Below are 20,670 nucleotides of genomic sequence, written 5' to 3'. Positions count from 1 at the left end.
TCATTGTTTGACAACTCCTTTGTTTTGATTTTACAGAATAATCTGTGTATATATTTTACCATATCCACAATTCTAAACTTTATCACACAATATGAGCTGTCAATGATTTGATAGTTATGCTAAATTACAAATATTCTTTTTCTTTTGCTTTGCGTATTCTAAAGTCTTTGCAGCACCTCCCCAAGAGTTTTTTACATAGCAAATCAAAAATTCTGACTCGTTGACCATATATTGATTTGCTTTTATAATCTTTAGTTTTTTTGGTGTCTTTTCCGGGATATCCGCCATAAGTACTGCATCGAAGTTTCTATAGTATTCTTCCTTGTATTCTTCGATTTCTTTTGTAAGATACGGAATTACAAGAACAAGCTCTATGTCATACTCCTGCTTCAGTTCCCGTACAGCTTTTGCTGCATAATGATCGAAATCACCGTAGTGACCTACCCAGAATTCATTGACACCGTATTCGGTAATCAATTCTTTTGCCGTAGTTTTTATTGCCTCAACAAGATTTGAGTTATGAATCTCGCCGTGTCCGGCAAAAGTACATCGTATTTTCGTTTTATTCATCCCTGAATGTCCTCACCTCCATATAGGTTTACCAAAAGGTACACTAATTGATAAAACCTGTAAATTTACGCTTTTGTAAATTATAGGTTGATTTCGTTGACAAAAATCGGGATTTTTGATATAATAATCAAGTAAATTCAAGGGATTTCAGCCCCTTGAACCCCAAAATTTGCAAAAAAATAACGCTATCAAAATGTGTACCTTTTGATAGCGTTTTTATCGTCCACGAAACTCTCGAAGACGCCTATAAAATGTGGCTATACTCATATCACTAAGCCGTGCTGCATCCTGTGCCGAAATATGACCGCTTTCCCATCTGCCGACAATGTGTGCAAAATCATCGGGTGGAACTTTCACGGGACGTCCAAATACTACACCTCGTAGCTTAGCAGCTTTTATGCCCTCCTCTTGGCGTTTCTTTATATTTTCACGCTCATTCTGAGCAACAAACGAAAGCACCTGAAGAACAAGGTCGGCAATGAATGTGCCCATCAAATCCTTGTATACTCTTGTATCAAGTAAAGGCATATCTATAACCACCACATCAACCTCCATTTCTTTAGTAATAATTCGCCATTGGTCATGAATTTCCTTGTAATTTCTGCCGAGTCTATCTATGGCTTTTATATACAGTAAATCTCCTTTCTTCAGCAACTTTGTTAGCCTGATATATTCAGGTCTGTTAAAATCCTTGCCGGATTGCTTATCAATAAAAATGTTTTCAGGTTTTAGACCTAATTGCTGCATTTCAAGCAGTTGTCTCGCTTCATTTTGGTCTACAGCCGAAACTCTTACGTATCCGTATATACTCACTGTTTTTTCCTCCCGGATAAAAATCAATGAATATATTATACCATTGAGCCATTTTTCAAAACCACAAACAATAGCAAATTTGGAGAATACAAAAGGGATACTACCATCAAAAACAGTAGTATCCCTATCATCTTATTTACAATTATTCTTAACTAGCATTATGCAACCAATATTTTCTCCACTTCGCATTTTTCTTTCATTTTATTATGTATCTTAAACGCTACTTCAAGTGCCTTCTCCGTATCTTTGCCATTTCGCTTGTAAAAAGCATATAGAAGTACAATATTGTTTTCTTGTTTCACAAACAACACCCTCACCATATTTCCGGATGCCTTCATACGGATTTCGTAAAGTTGCCTATATCTGCCGATCGAAATGTGCTTGACATAAGGCTCGCACAGTAGATTTTTCTCGTTAGAAATGTAAATAAGAATAATTTTGAATTTCTGTTTCAGTTTTTCATCTGCGTTTTCAAAGAAATTAGCAATCTGACTTTCATTTTTGTAGATATAAATATTTCTCATTATTTTCTCCGATATATTATATTCTACAATATCATATCAATCCGGCTGTATAACAAGTTTTTTCCGTCTTCCTTACCGTCATTTAACATCGGTAGGCGCATTTTTTATTTAGTTACCATTTTAGGGAAAGGGAGGTGAGTAAAATGAAAAAAGCAATTAGTCTGTTTTTGTTAATTTCTTTAATTATGTGTCTTTGTGCTTGTGGAAAAACAGCTAGCAAAGAGGATATGTTGGCAAATGCAATTGAACTGAATTGGAGTGATGTTTACAGCGAATTTCTTGCTAATGAAGCAAGAGCAAAAAACAATTATAATGGTAAAGTTGTAAAGTGGACAGCCAAAATTTATGACATCAGCGACAAATCTGTTACGATGGCAAATGAAACGTATAATGGACTTCCGTTAAATGCAATAACAGTGTACTTAAGTAATGAAGATATTATAGAATTAGATAAATATAAAAAAATTACTGTAGTAGGAAAACTCAATTTGTCTTCGTTCACAAGTATTTCTAATGCTTTTATAGTTGAATAAAAAACAAATCAGACTATTTAACAGTAGTCTGATTTGTTTTTTAATATTGTAATAAGCGTATAATTTTACTATCCTTAAGGACACTACGTTTAGCTCACATCTTTTTCTTAAAGATATCAAACAAACCCATAAAATCACCTCTAGGTCTATTATATAAAATTTTAGTTTATTTTTCAAGTGATATTGTGAGACAGGGCTCACAGTGTTATTTTGCCTATCGGCAAAGTGATATTAAAACCTTTCGGTTTTAGTGATATTTTATTCGCTCCTAAACTCGCAAAGCGAATAACACTCGGCTTTTAGCCGAATATAACTGCGAAGCAATACAACTCGCCGTAAGGCGAATAAAACTGGGGTTGTATCTGTAAGGATACAACCCCTAGCTCACATCTTTTTTGTTTTTGTTTGGTTATTTATCCCATCCGTTAATTGCGTTGTGCAGAACTTCGTTTACACTGCGGGTGAAAGCCTCGCCGTACACGGTGTAGTCAGCACCGCCGAATTTGTAGGTAACATAAGGTCTGGTGGTAACCTGAGTGCCTTCCTGACCTTCGGGGATGTTGGTAATAACTGCATTATAGGAGGTTATACCGCCCTGGGCGTTGGATTTGAAGCCTTCTTTGGTGGAGGCGATAACAGCATAGTTTACAGCATCACCGATAACAGGCTTGCTTCCGCCTTTGCCGATAACAGCACCGTATTCAACGATAGTGCATCCTGCGGGAACGTTTGCGGTGTCAAGAGTGAAACCGAATCTCAGACCCTGACCCTTGCCGTCGCCTGCATCTGCACGAACCTGTGCACCCAGAGTTTTAAGGTCAAATCTGCCTGCATCTTCTACATCGATAGTGATGTCGGTAACTTTTACTGCGTCGCCTTTTTTCAGGGTAACGCTTGCGGAAGCAGTATCGCCGCCAAGGGTGTAGTCGGTTATTTTTACACCGATGTCAATATCTGCGTCAATATCTTCGCGGATAGCTGCGCGGAGCTGGCTCTGGATATACATTTTGTCCATTGCTTGGTGCATATCCGCAGTGTAGTTTTCATCGCTGATGACTTTTATTGCTTTAATGATATCGTTGTAGTCTTTAACATAAGCCTTCATATCGCCTTCGTTGGCGAAGTAAGCGATGTAGTCAACGTACATAGCACTGTTTGCATCGGGGATGTGTTTGAACTGAATGTGGAAACCATTAACATTGAATTCTTTTACAATGTTGTTAACGGGGTCAATAACACCGGGGAAGTGCATCAGCAGTGTTTTTTCCTCAAGGGAGGTGCCGTTCACACTCGCATAATAATCGTAGTTGGTAAGAGTTACTTTGTTACTTCTGTTGTCGGAGGAAAGATAGGTTTCAGGCTCAGTGCTTGCGTCATTGGGGTAGTACAGCTCGGTGGTGTAGTACTTATCGGCTTCGATGTTTGTGTTAAGGGTGGTCTGAATGTGACCTACTATTTTGTTTTGACCACCGATGATTGCGTTGTCGGCAATGTAGAAATAAGAGCCTGCGGAGCTGGTTACGTCGAAATCGGCCTTGAAGCGTATAGCGGCATAAGGATACTGGCTGAGCTTGAACTTGCCGTTATCATCTGAGAATGTGGGATAGGAGTTGGTTTCGCCTTCGTTAAGTGTAATTTTACCTACTGTGTATCCTTCATCGACAACAGCAGTTGTATTGGCGGAGTTGGTAAACTTGTTGCCAAGTCCGTCAAAACGCATCATTTTTGCATCAAGGTAAGCATCATATGCTTTCATTTCCTCTTCGGTCTTAAAGAAAGCAATGTACTCAACATCCATGAAGAAGTCAACATTGTTGGCGGCGGCAGAGCGGGAAAGGAACAACATCTTGTCAACAGTAACGGGAGTTTCTTCAGAGGGGAAGCCCGTTGCACCGTTTCCGCTGGAAGCCCAGGCGGTTCTTTGGTAACCGTTGCTTGCGATGTAGGTGTTGCTGAATTTGCCTAAGGGAGCATCAACCTTGTAGTTTGCTTCAAAGGTTTGCCATGAACCGTCGCTGGTGACGGGATTATAGTTTTTGCCGTCGAGCTCACTTAAGTCAATATAGTAGTGATATTTTGAATCAAAATAGAACTGATTGCTCATGGGGTAATTTGTACGGTACTTGATTTTGAAATAGGGGTATTCGTACAAAGTGAAGCGCTCGGCTTCGTTTACAGTGATGGTTACTCGATTGTCACCTGTAACAGGTGCTTCAATGTGGAAATATCCGTTTGCGGTAGCAGTGGCGGATGCGTTGGTGCCTACATTGCCGGTGCCGTCAAAGCGGATGATTTTTGCGTTATCGTCTGCGAAAGCGCTTACAACAAGAAGTGCGCATATAACAACAGCGAAAACAGCAATGCGTAAAAAGGTTGCTTTTTTCATGTTCTTGTCTCCTTGCAAGTTATTGAAGTGTTTGTATCAGAAACACGTTTTATATATGTAATCACCCCGTGGTGTAGGGTGTTCACATCAAAAATTCTTAATTCCCATGGGAATTAAGAAGTAAGGGTACCCTTACTTCTATAATCTTCTTATTGCACATGATAATGATAGCACAATTCCTATAAAAAGTCAATGAAAATTATATAATTTTCATACAAAATTTAATAATTTTCATTTTTGGTGATAAGTCTTTTCTTCAATAGCCTTCCACACTTGAGTGAAAGCCTTTTTAACGAAAAAACCGTGGGAAAATCCACGGTTTTCAACATTAATTTCGAATTGCATCAGTACTTACCTGTTGTCCATAAATTCACAGATATCCTCAAAGGCTTCAAGCTGGGCTTGACGTCTGAGCTCGTAAAAGAAGCCGTGCTCCATTTTTTCGTACACCTTCCATTGCGAGGGGATGCCCCATAAAAGGTGTTTCTCGTAAAGCTCGTGTGTCAGGTCTGACGGGAACATGTTTTCATACTCCGCCTCCATAAAAAATAAGGGCGGATTGCTTTCGTTTATATGGTTTTTGAGGGATAACCGCTCGTAAATCTCGGGGTGGGTTTCGTATGGCACACCCGCGATGCTTGTGAACATTGCCCAGGTTTGGCTCATCATATACTCACGGGGCAGAAAATCATATGGTGTCGCCTGCAAAATACCCATGGCGGGCACTATCCATTCGTTTTCAAGTGCTGTGTCACTGTCGGGCTGAGTGCAGATAACCATGGATGCAAGGTGGGCACCTGCCGATTCACCGTAAACAGCTATTTTAAGCGGTCTTTTTTTCTCTTTCAGCAAAGTGACAAAGCGGTCATAAGCCTGACGGATGTCGGAAATCTGCTCAAAGGCGTCCTTTGCATACAGGCGGTAATCGGTGGAGGCGACTATATATCCGCGGTCATTGAAGGCCTGCATTATTTCGTGGAAGGACTCGCGGCTTCCTGCACGCCATCCGCCGCCGTGGACTATGAAAAGCGCCGCATCCTTTGTGATGGTCTTGGGCTCGAACACGTCAAAAACACGTCCTTTGACCAAAGGACAGTCAAGGTAGTAGGAAGTATATGTGTGTTTCATATTAATCCTCTTGTTGAAGGTGCTGTCTCATCAGACACATTGTTTGTATAAATATGAAAAAATGTAGGGGTCGATGCCTGCATCGACCCGCTTTCGGGCTGATGTGGGCATCAGCCCCTACAAGTTGCATTTTTTATACATTTTTTGCCTGATCAGACAGCCTCTTGAGTTGTTATTTACCTATCCAGCTTTCGTCCGAGGGATTGTCGCGGAATTTTTTGATGCGCGCGATGTCGTCGGTTTTGATGTAGCCGTTTTCGGCGGCAACCTCAAGAAGAGCATCAAGATTGCACAGAGAAACGTTCTTTACCTTTGCTTCTTCCAGTCTTACAAGACCCTTTTTCATGCCGTAGGTGAAAATGCTGACAACGCCCAGCACCTCGGCGCCTGCCTCGCGCAGTACGTCAACACACTCGATAACGCTTCCGCCTGTGGAGATGAGGTCTTCAACAACCACCACCTTCTGACCCTTTTCAAGCTTGCCTTCAATCTGGTTGGCTCTGCCGTGATCCTTTGCTCCCGAGCGTACATAGCCCATGGGCAAACCCAGAATTTCGGCACAGATAGCCGCATGCGCAATACCTGCGGTAGCAGTACCCATAAGTATTTCGGCATCGGGATAGTGTTCTTTGATAAGGTCGCTCAGGCCTTTTTCGACATCCTTTCTGACATTAACATCGCTGAGAGTGAGACGGTTGTCACAGTAAATGGGGCTTTTGATACCGCTTGCCCAGGTAAAGGGCTGTTCGGGGCGCAGAAATACCGCGCCGATGGAAAGTAAATCTTTTGCAATAATATTTTTCATGGCTTTTACTCCTTTATTAATATGCAAATTCCTTCATGCATCTTTCGTATGCCGCAACAGGGTCGTCGGCGGCGGTGATGGGACGTCCCACAACGATGAAATCAGTGCCTATCTCACGCGCTTTTGCGGGGGTGGTAACACGCTTCTGGTCGGCAACATCACCGTCGGCAAAGCGTATGCCGGGAGTAACGGTAAGGAATTCCTTTCCGCAACGCTCCTTTACAAGACCTGCCTCCAGAGGAGAACATACAACACCGTCAAGACCTGCGCTCTTTGCGTTTGCGGCATAGCCTGCAACCACCTCATTAATGTCGCGGTCAATGTACAGCTCGTTGGTCATTACCTCCTGCGAGGTAGAGGTGAGCTGGGTTACCGCAATAAGCAGAGGGCGTGTTCCGTCGGGACGGGTAAGACCCTCCAGAGCGGCACTCATCATGGCGGAGGTGCCTGCGGCGTGGAGATTTACTATGTCCACATCCATGGCACTCAGTACCGACATAGCCTTTTTAACGGTGGTGGGAATGTCGTGAAGCTTGAGGTCCAGGAAAATCTTGTGACCTCTGTTTTTAATCTGCTCCACAAGGCTTCTGCCCTCGGCGTAGAAAAGCTCCATGCCGATTTTCACAAACGGCTTTTTGCCCTCGAATTTTTCGAGAAAGCTCATGGTTTTTTCGCGGCTGTCAAAGTCGCAGGCAATAATAACGTCTTTCATATATTACTCCTTAATTTTTCTTTCTTCTCATGGTCTTGTCGTTGAGGTTTGCGGCAAGATTGGTATTTGCGGCGGTTTTCTTGACCTTGCCGTTTATAAGTGCCCTCAAGCCGTCGGCATCAATGGTGTTTGCAGGGTCAAAGCTGTCGCTTGCGGCATAGGAGATAAGTCTGTTTTTCAGCCATTTTGCCGCAGGGTCGCTGTCGGAGAAGTTAAAACTGCACACCAGAAGTCTTCCGTTCAGCGCTCTGAATTCGAACAGTGCCGACTGACGGATGGCATATTTGTGGGTGGAAACCACCTCGATAATGGGGTCAAAGGGTACATTGTCGCTTTCAAAGCATACCGCACTGCCGTCTTCCATAAGTCTGCGGAACTGCCAGCCGCAGAAGCCTTCATGGGGAAGTCCGCCAAGAGCGGGATGGTCGGCAATAACCGTGGCAAGATTACCCGAGGTTCTGCCCGCAAGAGATATGCGGAAAGAGGTGGGCAGTGTTGCAAAAGGAGTACCGCCGAATATAACCACATCCTTGCCGTCGCAAAGTGCCTTTTCAAGCTCGTCGGCGCTCATGCCGTCCGAAATGACAAGCTCGGGGGCGTGGGGAGTTTCGGTTTCGGGGAAAATGTAAAGCTCCCATTCGTTTTCCGCGTGAGTGTTCCAGTCGTCCAGTTCAACGCAAAGCTTCAGTTCGCCGGGCACCCAAACCTTGGGCAGAGCGGTGGAAAGGTCGTAAAGCTTGAACACACCGCCCACACCGCCATTTGTAATCTGAACGGTATTGCGGTGAATTATCCTTCCGTCAAGCTCCAGTCGGATGGAAAGTTTTGCGTCCACAAGACGTGTTATGCCGAAGTGGGAGACATATATTCCGCAGGACAGGGTACCCTCACTTGTGAAGTTAACATCTGTACCAAGGTCGGTGAGGAGTACTGTTTCGGAGTTGTACATCAGTACGTTGCGTACCGTTTCACCCGGCTTGAGCTCGTAAAACTCATTCATCATGCCCACATCGTAGCCGAAGGTATGCCAGTGGGTGTCGATGGGACCCAGAAAATCAAAGCCTGCAAGCTTATTACAACGGCGTGCCGCTTCAAAGCAGTATTTGCGCACTCTTCTCTGCCATTCACAGGAGTTTTTGAAGTACAGCGGAGCTTTATGAAGCAATCCCTTGTCGCGCAGATGGCGCTCAATGGAATTGAACATATCGATTTTGCCGATGCGTGTGCCCTCATAACGCGACTTTAAGCTGAGGTCGGTGTAGGTACCGTCGATGCATATTTCATGGCTTACACGGGGCTTGTTGTACACTTTTGACCAGTCATCCAGCTTTTCGGGGTCGGCATCCAGCGAGGTGTAGCTGAGAAGACCGCGTGCATAGCTGCTGTACATATCGCAGAATTCGCCTGTGAGAGCAAGTCTTCTGGGGTTGTGAGTGAAGGGCTCGTAAATTGTTGCCTCGTCCTCAAGCTCAGACCATTCCCAGCAGTATTCCAGTCCGCGCATGGCGCTCATGGGGCTGAACAGAGAATCGGTCTTTTGGTGAACCTCTTCCGCGCAAAGGCGCAGATGGTCGATAAAGGCATCGTCTATATACAATTCGTTACCGCAGCAGTATATCACAACAGAGGTGTGGCGGCGGCAGAAATCAACTATTTCGCGCCACTCGCAAAGACTTGTGTTGTTGGGGCTTTCCACGTGCAGAAGCATACCTAATTCGTCTGCCGCCTGCATATATTCCTCGGTGGGAATGTAGGTATGGAAGCGGATAAAGTTAAAGCCCAGCTTTTTTAGGTTCTTTATGACATTTCTGTAATGGATGATATCGTGAGGGGGATTTACGGTTTCGGGATAGTAGCAATGCTCGGTTACGCCGCGCAGGAAGCAGGCCTTGCCGTTGAGCAAAAGACGCGTTCCGTCCGCAGTGAGACGGCGTACACCGAAGCTTCTTTCAAGAACGCTGTCTCCGCAGGCGATTTTCAGCGTGTAAAGCTCGGGGCATTCGGGTGACCAGCGGGCAAGTCCGCGGGTGTCGAAGGTGAAATTGCCCTCAGCCTCTCCGCTTTTTATAACGTTACCGTTTTTCAATACCTGCCAGGTGTACTTTGCATCGCTTACCGAATCCAGCTGAACGTTTATTTCCTTAAGGTCGCTTGAAACCAGCAGTGCCGCATCACGCAGGGGGCTTTGGTAAAATCTCAATTCCACCTCACCCGTGATACCGCCTGTGCATTCGCTTGCGGCGCGGGAGGTAATTCCCGAAACCGGCTCGCCGGCATAGCCCTCAAGGCGAATATTGGATACCGACAGCACAAGAGTGTTTTCGACGTCGGTGAGAATTCCGTCGGGGATTTTTATGTCAAAGGGTGTGCTGTAACCCTCATGTCTTGAAAGAAATTCGCCGTTAAGCCATACCGAAACCGAGTTCTGTACGCCCTCAAAGTGAATTACCGCTTCGCCCTTTGCGTCGGGACGGATAAATGTACGGCGGTAGAAGAAGTTGCCCACAATGTTGGGAAGCGCCATATCCGGCACACCGTCTGCGATGGGGTACTGCTGTAAGCCATACTCGGGGTTTATTACAAAATTGCGGAAAAAGGGAGTTTCAAGAAACCTTTCGGTCATATCCTCCCAGTATCCGGGAACGGCGTTTTCGATTTGTGCGCCTGTAAATTCGGGAACTGTTTTTTTGTTGTATACCTCGGGGGAGTAGTCCATTGTCCAGCTTCCGCCCAGAGAAAATGAAGTGTAATGCATATTTTATCCTTTTAATTCCTTAAGAGATTTTATTCCGTACTTTTCCATGACACGGGGAAGGTCCTCAATTATTTCCTTGCAGGCATAGGGATTGACAAGATTTGCCGCGCCTACCTGAACTGCATCCGCACCTGCCATCATCATTTCGATGACATCCTCGGCAGTTGAAATACCGCCCATGCCGATAACGGGAATTGATACCGCGTGTGCAACCTGATATACCATTCTCAGCGCTACGGGGAATACCGCAGGACCCGAAAGACCACCTGTCACATTTTTGATAATGGGCTTACGGGTTTTAAGGTCAATTCTCATGCCCATAAGAGTGTTTATAAGGCTGACGCCGTCCGCGCCCGCATCCTCACATGCCTTGGCGATGGAAACAATGTCGGTAACATTAGGGGAAAGCTTTATGTAAATGGGCTTTTTGGTGACTTTTTTGATTTCCTTTGTTATAAAACCAACGCTTTCGGGGCTTGTTCCGAAGCTCATACCGCCGTGCTTGACGTTGGGACAGCTTACGTTGACCTCGATAATGGCAACCTGCTCCTCTTTGTCGATTTTTTCACAGCAGTACAGATATTCCTCGGGGGAAAAGCCCGAAATATTGGCAATAATGGGCTTTTTGAAGAAGCTTCTCAGCTTGGGAAGCTCGTTTTTTATAACCGACTCTATACCGGGGTTTTGCAGTCCTACCGCATTGAGCATACCCGACGGAGTCTCGGCGATACGGGGAGTGGGGTTGCCGAAGCGGGGTTCCTTGGTTGTACCCTTGAAGGACAAAGAGCCCAGAATGTTTATGTCGTAATATTCGTTGAATTCCGCACCGAAGCCGAAGGTTCCGCTGGCGGGAATTACGGGATTATCCAGCTTTACACCCGAAAGCTCAACACTTAAATCGTATCCCATAACAGTTCCTCCTTGTTGAATACGGGTCCGTCCTTGCATACCCTTTTGTAGCCGTTTTTGGTCTGTATGGAGCAGCCCATGCAGGCACCGAAGCCGCAACCCATGCGTTCCTCCAGGCTTAACTGACAGTGTGCGTCGTATTTTGTGAGTGCTTTCAGCATGGGCATAGGTCCGCAGGCGTACAGAGCTTTAAAATCCATGCCGTCGAGAATAGTGGTGACAAAGCCCTTTGTGCCGTATGTTCCGTCGTTGGTGGCGATTTTTACTTCAACACCCAGCGCCTTGAACTCGTCCTCGTAAAATACGTCCTTTTTGCTTGCAAAGCCCATTACAACAGTGGGTTTTATGCCCTTTTCAATAAGTCTTTTGCACAACAGGTACATGGGTGGAACGCCTACGCCGCCGCCTACCAGTACACAGCTTTTTTCGTCTCTCACCTCAAAGCCGTTGCCCAGTCCGCACAGTACGTCAAATTCGTATCCGTCGGCAAGAGCCGCCATTTTTTCGGTTCCCTTACCTACCACCTTATAGATAAGAGTAAGTCTGTTTTCCTGCACGTCGCACACCGAAATGGGACGGCGCAGATAAAATTCGGGAAGCTTTATATTTACAAACTGACCCGGAACGGTGATTTTGGAGGTGTCACCCTCGAGTATCATTTCATATACCGCATCGCACAGCTTTCTTTGCGATATTATTTTAAAATTACTCATATTCTTTCCTTTCGGCTTTATCTTTTCCACACGGTGTTTTTACCAAGAATGGTCATAAGATTCTGACCGTACACCTCTTTGCCCTCAAATGGAGTTGCCTTGCCCGCAGATATAAAATCCTCGGAGTTTACGGTATATTTACTGCTCAGACGCCAGATGCACAGGTTTGCCTCGGCACCCTTTTCAATTTCGGCACTTTCCAGCCCGAAGCGCTTTCTGGGGTTTACCGACATAAGCTCAACAAGCTTTTCAAGCGTTATAATTCCCTTTTTTACAAGCTCGGTGTACAGAACGGGAAATGCGGTCTCAAGACCCACAACACCCATAAGGCTTTCGCGCAGTCCGCCTCTCTTTTCATTTTTGGAGTGGGGAGCGTGGTCGGTGGCGATTATTTCTATTGTGCCGTCAACGATGCCCTGCACCAGCGCATCGCGGTCAGAGGCGCTTCGTATAGGCGGGTTCATTTTGAATCTGCCCTCGTTCTCAATGTCCATATCGCACATGGTAAGATAGTGGGGACCCGTTTCGCAGGAAACATTAAGACCCTTCGCCTTTGCTTTTCTCACCAGCTCTACCGTTTCGGCAGTGGAAATATGGCAGACGTGATAACGCGTGCCGTACTTTTCGCAGATTTTTATATCACGGTCGACCTGAGCGTATTCGCTTTCGGAGCTTATTCCCTTGTGACCGTTAAGCCTTGCATATTCGCCGTCATGGATATATCCGCCGTTTAACAGGCTTTCGTCCTCGCAGTGAGCGGCAATGAGAAGCTTTCTTTTAGCCGCCTGCTTCATTGCCTTGTCCATCAGCTCTTTTTCCTGGATGCCGGTGCCGTCATCGGTGAATGCCACGGCATAACGCGACATTTTTTCCATATCCACAAGCTCGCCTCTGCCCTTGCGTCCAACGGTTATGGAGCTGTACGGATAGCATTTTATAACCGCGTCTCTTTCGATTATGTCAAGCTGCTCCTGTATGTGCTCGGGGGTATCGGGAGCGGGGATAAGGTTAGGCATGAGACATACGGCGGTATATCCGCCCTTTGCGGCACACATTGAGCCGTTTTTGATGGTTTCCTTATAAGAAAATCCCGGCTCGCGGAAGTGGACGTGAACGTCCGCAAAACCGGGGAACATAAAGCAGTCCGGACAGTTTATAATCTGGGTGTTGTCCGAAAAAGAGATACTGTCAGCTATATCGCTGATGATTCCGTCGCAAATAAGCACGTCCAGCCTTTTGAACGCGCCGCGGTAATATATATTTGCACCCTTTATAAGTTGATTCATTTTTTCCTCCGAAAATCAGTCCTCAAAGGCACGCTTGAGCACTGCCATTCTTACGAATACGCCGTTAGCCATCTGCTTGAAGATACGGCTTCTGTCGCATTCCACCACCTCGTCGGTCAGTTCACAGCCGCGGTTGAAGGGGGCGGGATGCATGATAATGGCGTTCTTTTTCATCATGTCCAGACGTGCTCTGTTCATGCCGTATCTGGTGTTGTATTCCGCATCCGTCATGACCATGCCCTTGCCGTGGCGCTCGTGCTGAACTCTGAGAAGCATTACAACATCCATTTCCTTTGCCGCTTCGTCTATTGTTATGGGGTGAGCATGGGCGATATCCTCGCTGAAATCATCGGGGCAGGAGTAGAAGGTGTTCATGCCCAGACGCTTGAATACCTCAAAGTTGGTGTGAGCAACACGTGAGTGCTTTACGTCACCGATAATGGCGATGTTCAGCCCCTCAAATTTTCCGAACTCCTCACGTATGGTCAAAAGGTCAAGAAGGCTCTGAGTGGGGTGGTTACCCGTTCCGTCGCCGGCATTGAGTATGGGGGGAATGACATTCTTTATTTCGTTGTAGAACTCATTTACGCTGTGACGGATTACAAGTGCATCAACACCCAGGCTTTCAAAGGTTTTTACCGTGTCGTAAAAGGTTTCGCCCTTTTTCATGGAAGATGCCTCGGGCAGAAAATCCATGGTACTCAAGCCCAGACGCAATTCCGCCGCTTCAAAGCTGTAATGGGTTCTGGTGGATGGCTCGAAAAACAGATTGGCAACAATTTTGCCCTCGCCGCAATTGCACTTTTCGCCGCCGCGGAATTTCTCGGCCTGGTCCAGAATGGAGAAAATTTCGTCTGTTGAAAGATCCTTAAGTGTGAGTAAGCTCTTCATTTAAACCTCCGTTACAAAAAAAGTCTTTTCGGCGCACCGAAAAGACCCACAATCTTTATTTTAACCGCATCGTTTCAGCGCTTTTTTATCCCGAATATTATATCACAAATCGCCTGTATTGTCAATACATTTGAAGTATTTTTACACAAATATTATATATTGTAACTTTTTGGGTGTGTGACTTGATTTTTTGAAAGGTTTGTGATACAATGTATTGGTTATAATAGTATCAATGTAAAGGAAGTGTCTTTGTGAATTATACATTCGCCGATAAAGTGGCAAATTTAAAACCCTCCGCAATACGTGAGATTTTCAAGTCTCTTTCCGACCCATCCATCATCTCCTTTGCAGGCGGAAACCCCAATCCCAAATCCTTCCCCGTGGACGCCATTGCAAAAATTTCTGCCGAAATTTTTGCCGACCCCAAAAGTGCTGCTGCCTCCCTGCAGTACAGCATTACCGACGGCTATCCCGCACTTATCGAAAAAATAACCGCCCGCCAGAAACAAAAATTCGGCATGGGCAAAGACTTTGACAAGCTTATCATCACCACAGGCGGTCAGCAGGCGGCAGACCTTGTGTGCAAGGTTCTGTGCAATGAGGGCGATGTGGTAATATGCGAAAACCCCAGCTTTATCGGTGCTATGAACGCTTTCCGCGCCAACGGCGCAAAGCTTGTGGGCGTTGAGGTGAAGGATGACGGTATCGACACCGCCGCACTGCGTGAAGCTATTGAAAAGAATAAGGGTAAGGTAAAGCTTCTTTACATAATCCCCAATTTCCAGAACCCCAGCGGCATCACAATGTCGCTTGAAAAACGCCGCGAGGTGTATAATATCGCCAAGGAATACGGCATACTTATTTTTGAGGACAATCCCTACGGCGAGCTTCGTTTTGAAGGTGAGCATGTGCCCTCTTTGAAATCCTTTGACGAGGACGGACTGGTGCTCTACTGCTCCAGCTTCTCCAAGATTTTGTCCGCAGGTATGCGTATAGGCTTTTTGCAGGGACCCGAGGAGGTCATTCAGAAGGTTGTTGTCGCAAAGCAGGTTAACGACGTTCACACAAATATATTCTTCCAGATGGTGTGTGACCGCTTTATGGAGCAGTATGACCTGGATGCACAGATTGCCTCTATTTGCGATATGTACGGCGCAAAATGCCGTCTCATGCTGAGCGAAATGGATAAGCAGTTCCCCGACTGCGTTAAATTCACCCGTCCTCAGGGCGGTCTGTTCCTGTGGTGCACACTGCCGGAGCACATTGACGTCGCCGCTTTTGTCAAAAAGGCACTGGAAAAGAAGGTTGCGGTTGTTACGGGCGCGGCGTTCCTCGCGGACGAGACTGAAACTACCCACTGCTTCCGCATGAACTACTCCATGCCCTCCGACGAGCAGATTGTCACGGGTGTGGCGGCACTGGCGCAGACAATTAAGGAAATGCTCTGATTGAAAGGATAAATCACAATGGAAAACACCAAGAAGACAATACTTTCGGGCGTTCAGCCCAGCGGAACACTCACAATAGGCAACTATCTGGGCGCACTGCGCAACTGGGAGCTTCTGCAGGACGAATATAACTGTCTGTACTGCGTAGTTGACCTTCACGCCATCACGGTGCGTCAGAACCCTGCCGAGCTTCGCCGCAGAACACTGGAAACACTGGCAATATACATAGCCTGCGGACTTGACCCTGCAAAAAACACCCTTTTTGTGCAGAGTCACGTGCATCAGCATGCTGAGCTTAACTGGGTGCTCAGCTGTTACACAATGTTCGGTGAATTATCCAGAATGACACAGTTCAAGGATAAATCCGCCAAGAATGCCAATAATATCAACGCAGGTCTTTTCACCTATCCCGTTTTGATGGCGGCGGATATACTTCTGTATCAGGCGGACATGGTACCCGTAGGTGCAGACCAGAAGCAGCACATTGAAATAGCCCGCGATATCGCCGAGCGCTTCAATACTGTTTATTCCCCCACATTTACCATTCCCGAGCCTTATTTTGCAAAAGCGGGTGCAAAAATAATGTCGCTTGCCGAGCCGGAAAAGAAAATGTCCAAATCTGAGGAAAACCCCAATGCGGCTGTATTTCTCACCGACAGCAGAGATGATATTATCCGCAAGTTCAAGCGTGCCGTTACCGACAGTGATGCACTTGTAAAATACGACGAAAGCCGTATGGGCATTGCAAACCTCATGAACATCTACTCCTGCTTTACAGGTAAGACACACGAGGAAATCGAGCGTGAGTTTGACGGTAAAGGCTATGCAGACTTCAAGCTGGCAGTAGGCGAGGCGTGTGCTGACGGACTTAAGCCGGTACAGGACAAATTCAACATGCTGCTTGAAAACAAGGACGAGCTTGAAAAAATAATGGCGGAGGGTGCGCGCAGTGCATCTTATCTTGCCCAGAAGACACTTTCCAAGGTTTACCGCAAGGTGGGCTTCTATCAGTTAGGAAAGTAATAAACCCTTTTTCAAAAACAGAGGATGTTATATATGGCTTCGTACAGAGATATAATTTACGGCATAGTAATAATATTTTGCGCAGGACTTCTGTCCTTTGTGTGCACTCCCGTTGTGCGCGTGCTGGCATATAAGCTGGGCGCGGTGGATGTGCCCAAGGACAACCGTCGTATGCATAAAGAGCCAATCCCCCGTATGGGCGGACTGGCAATCTTTCTGGGCTTTGTTATAACCGCACTTATTTTCTGTGACATAAATAAACAGCTTTTAGGTATACTTCTGGGCGCGGCGGTAATAGTCGTGCTGGGTATATTTGATGATATTCACGCACTGCCCGCATTGCCTAAATTTTTTGTTCAGATAATCGCCGCCTGCATTCCCGCACTTATGGGTGTTACCATTGAGCACATCAGCCTTTTCGGCGGAGAGTATATCACCTTCGGTGACTGGAGCATACCCGTCACGGTTTTGTGGATAGTTGCCGTTACAAACGCCGTCAACCTCATTGACGGTCTGGACGGACTTGCCTGCGGTGTTTCCACCATTTCCGCATTTTCCATACTGGTGTTCACGCTTTTAAGCCCGGTGGTGGATTTCAATGTGGCAATAATAACCGCCGTTCTTGCAGGCGCATGTCTGGGCTTTCTGCCCTTCAACGTAAACCCCGCCAAGATATTCATGGGTGATACGGGCGCACTGTTTCTGGGCTTTCTTCTTGCCAACATATCGGTAATGGGCTTTTTCAAGACCAACGCCGTTATCTCCTTTGCGGCACCCTTTCTTATTCTGGGATTGCCGCTTATAGACACCATGAGTGCCATTGTGCGCCGTCTTTTAAAGGGACAGAGCCCCTTCCACCCCGACCGCGGACATCTGCACCACAAGCTTATTGACATAGGCTTTTCCCAAAAGCAGTCGGTAACTATCCTTTACGCGTTGTCTGCGCTTATGGGCATTGCGGGTATTATCTGCACTGCCGAAAAGCTTATAGGTGCAGTGGTACTGGTGCTTATTGTAATAGTTCTCAGCGTTCTCAACTGGCGCATTTTTCTGGGCAACGAGGAAACCCGTGAGCATACGGGTCTTAACATGCACGAGCGAATCGAGGAAAAAAAGGAAGAAGAGAATAAGTAAGGCTTCGGAGGCTTTATGAAACAATTTTCGGTTTTGTTTGTTGTTATTGCGTTAATATGCGGTGCGCTTTTTTTTGCACGGCAGTGGTATGATGCACAGCAAACGCCCCCCGTTACCGACAGTATAAATGAGTTTGACGAGGCAGTTTACAACTCACTTACGGCCGTAGGCACGGAGGACGAGTTTTTCCTTGCCGAAATAACACCCGACAATGCCGCGGACGCTATAAGGCAGATAAGGCACAGGGAAAACTATTACGCTGTTTTCACGGTGGAACGATTTTCGGAGGGTACGGTTCACACTACCGATAATACCGTTTGGAAAAGCGGAGATATGTACCGCGTGCAGACCGGCGGGTCGCAGGAAAGACTTATTATATGCGACGGAGCACGGGTCAAGCTTGTAAACAGTGTTACGGGCGCTTATAACATTGTGGAAAACAGCAGTGATTTCACCTATGAAAGCCAGATCGGTGTTGCGGATATTGACTATTTTCTGGAAAATACCGATAATGAGCTTGTGAGTGCGCGTTTTGCCGAAACCAAGGGCAGAACTGACGGTAATATAATATACATCGAGTTTTACTACCCCGAATTTGACCAGCTTGAAAAGTTTTATATAAGTGCCGATCACGGCATTGTGCTTGCCGCCGAAACATACATGGCGGATGAGTTGAGCTATCGGCTTACAACAGACAGCTTTACGGCGGATTATGCGTCCGACCCTACTATGTTTGAAGTAAGTGAATAGTCTTTACGAAAACTCAATAAATATCAGCGCCGCGGCGAGAATGAGATCAAGGTCCCTTTTTTCGCCGTCGCCAAAGAGTATAAGCGCCAGCACTGCCAGAAGCAGAATGTCATCCCCCTCAAGATTGGAAATAAAGCCTGAAATTCCCGAGTCCGTCGGTTGAATTGGATTTGAATCCTCAATCGGGGCGGGAACGGGGAGAGACACCGGGTTTTGCGGTACGCGTTCCTCAGCGGGCTGCTTGAAGGGACTGCGCCGCGGAGATATTTTTTCGGCGTATCTTGCACGCAGATAGTCGGCGGTGTAGCCGTCCGAGGATGTGTGACGTGAGTACATTGCCGTCCCCCCTTAAAGAAGCTTTGCCAGCGAGCTTATACTGCCCACACTTTCCATGGTGGAAATCACCTTGTTTAGCTTTTCCTTTTTTGCATTTCCCATGTATGGCTTAAGAGCGGTAAGAAGCTGTATGCGCTCCTTTTCTCCGCTTAAAAAGGCTTTGCCCGCAGGTGAGTTTGTCAACGACTTGAGCATTCCCACAAGGGGTGCGGGGTCGGACGGCAGATTTGGTGTCTCGGTCTGAGGCTGAGAGGCTTGAGGCTGCTCGGCTGTGTCCTTTGAAGCCAGTGCTCCCGCAAGCGCCATTATCTGCTCCATGCTCTTCGGGTCGCCGAGTATTTTACTCAGCTTATCGGATAATTCGTCCATGGCTGTACCTCCCTTTATTCACTGAGCTTGTTTTTGATATTTTCGATTGCTTTTTCATCCAGCTTGTCTGCCAGCGCTTCAAGGTCGCTTTGCGACAGTGACTTAAGGGTCTTTTTTATCTGGGGAATGTTGGCGCTCAGCTTTTTTACCGTATCGTCGCTTGCGCCTGCCGCGTCCAATGCCTGCTGAAGCTTTTTTTCAAAAACGCCGTCTCCCAGATTTGTAAGGCGGTCGATATCCGCTTTGTTTATGTCCATTTAATCACCTCTTTTTGCCGTTCTCTTTGTTTTTATTATATTCGCCGGCAGATATTTTGCTACTGACATAAGGATTTTCAAAATGAATGTACTTATCTTTTCCGACTCTCACCGTCGTACCGATAAAATGTGTGAGATTATTTCAAAAAGCCCCGGCACCGACCTTATAATCCATCTTGGTGACAACCTGGAGGATGCAAAGGTTCTGCGCGAGACTTTCCCCAATATCCCCGTTACCTATGTGGCGGGAAACTGTGACTGGCCCAGTCCTGACGAGCCTAACGAGCTTGTTCTTGACCTTGAGGGCTTTCGCGTGCTTATTATGCACGGGCATCTGAGAAACGTAAAAAGCACATATTCCTTTATGCTGAATGTGGCGCGCCAGAAAAAAGCGCATATCGTTATTTTCGGCCACACTCATACACCTGTGGATATGTTTGATGACGAAATAAAAATGTTCAACCCCGGCAGTATTTCACGTCCGCACTGCGGAGAAAGAGCCTCCTTCGGCACACTTACCATACGGGGCGGACAGTATCTTACCAATATTTCATATATTTGACCTGAAAGGCATTTTGATTTTTATGGGTACACTTGTAAACTGTATTGCCGTTATACTGGGCGGAATTATCGGTCTGATATTCAAAAAACTCATCCGCCAAAGCTGGGTGGACGGTATAAATAAAGCGCTGGGCATCGCTGTTCTGGTGGTGGGAATAAACGGCGTTTTAAGCAATATGCTGACAGTCACGGACAGTGGTTTTTCTACCTCGGGCGAGCTTATTCTCATTGTCAGCCTTGTTTTGGGAACGCTGACGGGCGAGGTGCTGAACCTTGACGGACGCTTCACCCGCTTTACCGAGAAAATGGAGAAAAAATTCAATTTCGGCGGATTTTCCGCAGGCTTTATCAGCTCTACCGTTCTGTTCTGCGTTGGTGCGATGGCTATAATCGGCTCGGTGAACGACGGTCTGACGGGTGACAGCAGTGTGCTTTTCATTAAAAGCGCACTGGACTTTACCGCCGCCATAGTTCTTGCGGCAACACTGGGATGGGGAGTTATTTTCTCCTTTGTTCCGCTTCTTATATATCAGGGCGGAATTACACTGCTTGCAGGCACACTGGGTCAGATACTTGTGGGCGAGCTTTTAAAGCAGGTGTGTTATGTGGGCTATGCCATTATCATGTGCATCGGACTGAATTTTCTTGTTACAAATAAGATAAAAACGCTGAATATGCTTCCTGCTGTGGTTGTGCCGGTGATATACAGTTTGATTTCAGGCATAGCCCAAAATCAGTGATATATCCTTACGGATGTGATATGTTGC

The 20,670-nt window shown here is 46.3% G+C and carries 22 protein-coding genes; 7 read left to right on the top strand and 15 right to left on the bottom strand.

What is annotated here, in order from left to right:
- Positions 1-114 precede the first annotated feature (114 nt).
- The 3 genes from E7588_09995 to E7588_09985 form a co-directional block, all read right to left on the bottom strand.
- Positions 115-570: a DUF1273 family protein gene (locus E7588_09995; GenBank protein ID MBE6689583.1), complete on the bottom strand. Its 456-nt coding sequence runs from the start codon at positions 568-570 to the stop codon at positions 115-117.
- A gap of 216 nt (positions 571-786) precedes the next feature.
- Positions 787-1,383, bottom strand: a complete 597-nt coding sequence (locus E7588_09990) for a recombinase family protein (GenBank protein MBE6689582.1) — start codon at positions 1,381-1,383, stop codon at positions 787-789.
- A gap of 158 nt (positions 1,384-1,541) precedes the next feature.
- A complete protein-coding gene (locus E7588_09985) occupies positions 1,542-1,907 on the bottom strand; it encodes a hypothetical protein (GenBank protein MBE6689581.1) in 366 nt (121 codons plus the stop codon).
- A 143-nt stretch (positions 1,908-2,050) separates the two neighbouring features.
- Here E7588_09985 and E7588_09980 point away from each other — a divergent pair, with 143 nt between their 5' ends.
- A complete protein-coding gene (locus E7588_09980) occupies positions 2,051-2,440 on the top strand; it encodes a hypothetical protein (GenBank protein MBE6689580.1) in 390 nt (129 codons plus the stop codon).
- Positions 2,441-2,849: 409 nt separating this feature from the next.
- Here the strand turns inward: E7588_09980 and E7588_09975 are convergent, their stop codons facing one another.
- From E7588_09975 to E7588_09935, 9 genes are all read right to left on the bottom strand, one after another.
- Complete coding sequence (locus E7588_09975) at positions 2,850-4,826, bottom strand: hypothetical protein (protein MBE6689579.1); 1,977 nt, start codon at positions 4,824-4,826, stop codon at positions 2,850-2,852.
- Positions 4,827-5,177: 351 nt separating this feature from the next.
- A complete protein-coding gene (locus E7588_09970; protein MBE6689578.1) occupies positions 5,178-5,954 on the bottom strand; it encodes an alpha/beta hydrolase in 777 nt (258 codons plus the stop codon).
- A gap of 172 nt (positions 5,955-6,126) precedes the next feature.
- Positions 6,127-6,759 (bottom strand): orotate phosphoribosyltransferase, encoded by a 633-nt coding sequence (locus E7588_09965; GenBank protein MBE6689577.1) that lies wholly within the window; start codon positions 6,757-6,759, stop codon positions 6,127-6,129.
- A 16-nt stretch (positions 6,760-6,775) separates the two neighbouring features.
- Complete coding sequence (gene pyrF / locus E7588_09960) at positions 6,776-7,471, bottom strand: orotidine-5'-phosphate decarboxylase (protein MBE6689576.1); 696 nt, start codon at positions 7,469-7,471, stop codon at positions 6,776-6,778.
- A gap of 10 nt (positions 7,472-7,481) precedes the next feature.
- Complete coding sequence (locus E7588_09955) at positions 7,482-10,226, bottom strand: hypothetical protein (GenBank protein ID MBE6689575.1); 2,745 nt, start codon at positions 10,224-10,226, stop codon at positions 7,482-7,484.
- A gap of 3 nt (positions 10,227-10,229) precedes the next feature.
- The gene (locus E7588_09950; protein MBE6689574.1) at positions 10,230-11,135 is read right to left on the bottom strand and encodes a dihydroorotate dehydrogenase; all 906 of its coding nucleotides are present in this window, start codon (positions 11,133-11,135) and stop codon (positions 10,230-10,232) included.
- Positions 11,120-11,848: a dihydroorotate dehydrogenase electron transfer subunit gene (locus tag E7588_09945; protein ID MBE6689573.1), complete on the bottom strand. Its 729-nt coding sequence runs from the start codon at positions 11,846-11,848 to the stop codon at positions 11,120-11,122. Before E7588_09945 ends, E7588_09950 begins: the two co-directional genes overlap by 16 nt.
- Positions 11,849-11,865: 17 nt before the next feature.
- Positions 11,866-13,134, bottom strand: a complete 1,269-nt coding sequence (locus tag E7588_09940; GenBank protein MBE6689572.1) for a dihydroorotase — start codon at positions 13,132-13,134, stop codon at positions 11,866-11,868.
- Between the two features lie 15 nt (positions 13,135-13,149).
- Positions 13,150-14,025, bottom strand: coding sequence for an aspartate carbamoyltransferase catalytic subunit (locus tag E7588_09935; GenBank protein MBE6689571.1), 876 nt, complete (start codon positions 14,023-14,025; stop codon positions 13,150-13,152).
- Between the two features lie 251 nt (positions 14,026-14,276).
- Between E7588_09935 and E7588_09930 the strand changes: the two genes are divergently transcribed.
- The 4 genes from E7588_09930 to E7588_09915 are packed head-to-tail and all read left to right on the top strand — an operon-like array spanning position 14,277 to position 18,380.
- Positions 14,277-15,473 (top strand): PLP-dependent aminotransferase family protein, encoded by a 1,197-nt coding sequence (locus E7588_09930; GenBank protein ID MBE6689570.1) that lies wholly within the window; start codon positions 14,277-14,279, stop codon positions 15,471-15,473.
- Between the two features lie 18 nt (positions 15,474-15,491).
- A complete protein-coding gene (trpS, locus tag E7588_09925; protein ID MBE6689569.1) occupies positions 15,492-16,496 on the top strand; it encodes a tryptophan--tRNA ligase in 1,005 nt (334 codons plus the stop codon).
- A 33-nt stretch (positions 16,497-16,529) separates the two neighbouring features.
- Positions 16,530-17,630 (top strand): undecaprenyl/decaprenyl-phosphate alpha-N-acetylglucosaminyl 1-phosphate transferase, encoded by a 1,101-nt coding sequence (locus tag E7588_09920; GenBank protein MBE6689568.1) that lies wholly within the window; start codon positions 16,530-16,532, stop codon positions 17,628-17,630.
- Between the two features lie 15 nt (positions 17,631-17,645).
- Positions 17,646-18,380, top strand: a complete 735-nt coding sequence (locus E7588_09915) for a hypothetical protein (protein ID MBE6689567.1) — start codon at positions 17,646-17,648, stop codon at positions 18,378-18,380.
- A 3-nt stretch (positions 18,381-18,383) separates the two neighbouring features.
- Here the strand turns inward: E7588_09915 and E7588_09910 are convergent, their stop codons facing one another.
- From E7588_09910 to E7588_09900, 3 genes are read right to left on the bottom strand one after another with little or no spacing between them, the layout of a single operon-like run.
- Positions 18,384-18,716: a hypothetical protein gene (locus E7588_09910; GenBank protein ID MBE6689566.1), complete on the bottom strand. Its 333-nt coding sequence runs from the start codon at positions 18,714-18,716 to the stop codon at positions 18,384-18,386.
- Between the two features lie 12 nt (positions 18,717-18,728).
- Positions 18,729-19,085, bottom strand: coding sequence for a hypothetical protein (locus E7588_09905; protein ID MBE6689565.1), 357 nt, complete (start codon positions 19,083-19,085; stop codon positions 18,729-18,731).
- A 14-nt stretch (positions 19,086-19,099) separates the two neighbouring features.
- The gene (locus tag E7588_09900) at positions 19,100-19,342 is read right to left on the bottom strand and encodes a hypothetical protein (protein MBE6689564.1); all 243 of its coding nucleotides are present in this window, start codon (positions 19,340-19,342) and stop codon (positions 19,100-19,102) included.
- 82 nt (positions 19,343-19,424) lie between these two features.
- Here E7588_09900 and E7588_09895 point away from each other — a divergent pair, with 82 nt between their 5' ends.
- Together E7588_09895 and E7588_09890 are read left to right on the top strand one after the other, a co-directional pair.
- Positions 19,425-19,904, top strand: a complete 480-nt coding sequence (locus tag E7588_09895) for a metallophosphoesterase (GenBank protein MBE6689563.1) — start codon at positions 19,425-19,427, stop codon at positions 19,902-19,904.
- A gap of 22 nt (positions 19,905-19,926) precedes the next feature.
- On the top strand, positions 19,927-20,643 hold the full coding sequence (locus E7588_09890) for a DUF554 domain-containing protein (protein ID MBE6689562.1): 717 nt from the start codon (positions 19,927-19,929) through the stop codon (positions 20,641-20,643).
- Positions 20,644-20,670 lie beyond the last annotated feature (27 nt).

The organism is Oscillospiraceae bacterium, assembly GCA_015065085.1.
Classification (GTDB): domain Bacteria; phylum Bacillota; class Clostridia; order Oscillospirales; family SIG627; genus SIG627.
This window is presented reverse-complemented; position numbering and strand designations above follow the sequence as displayed.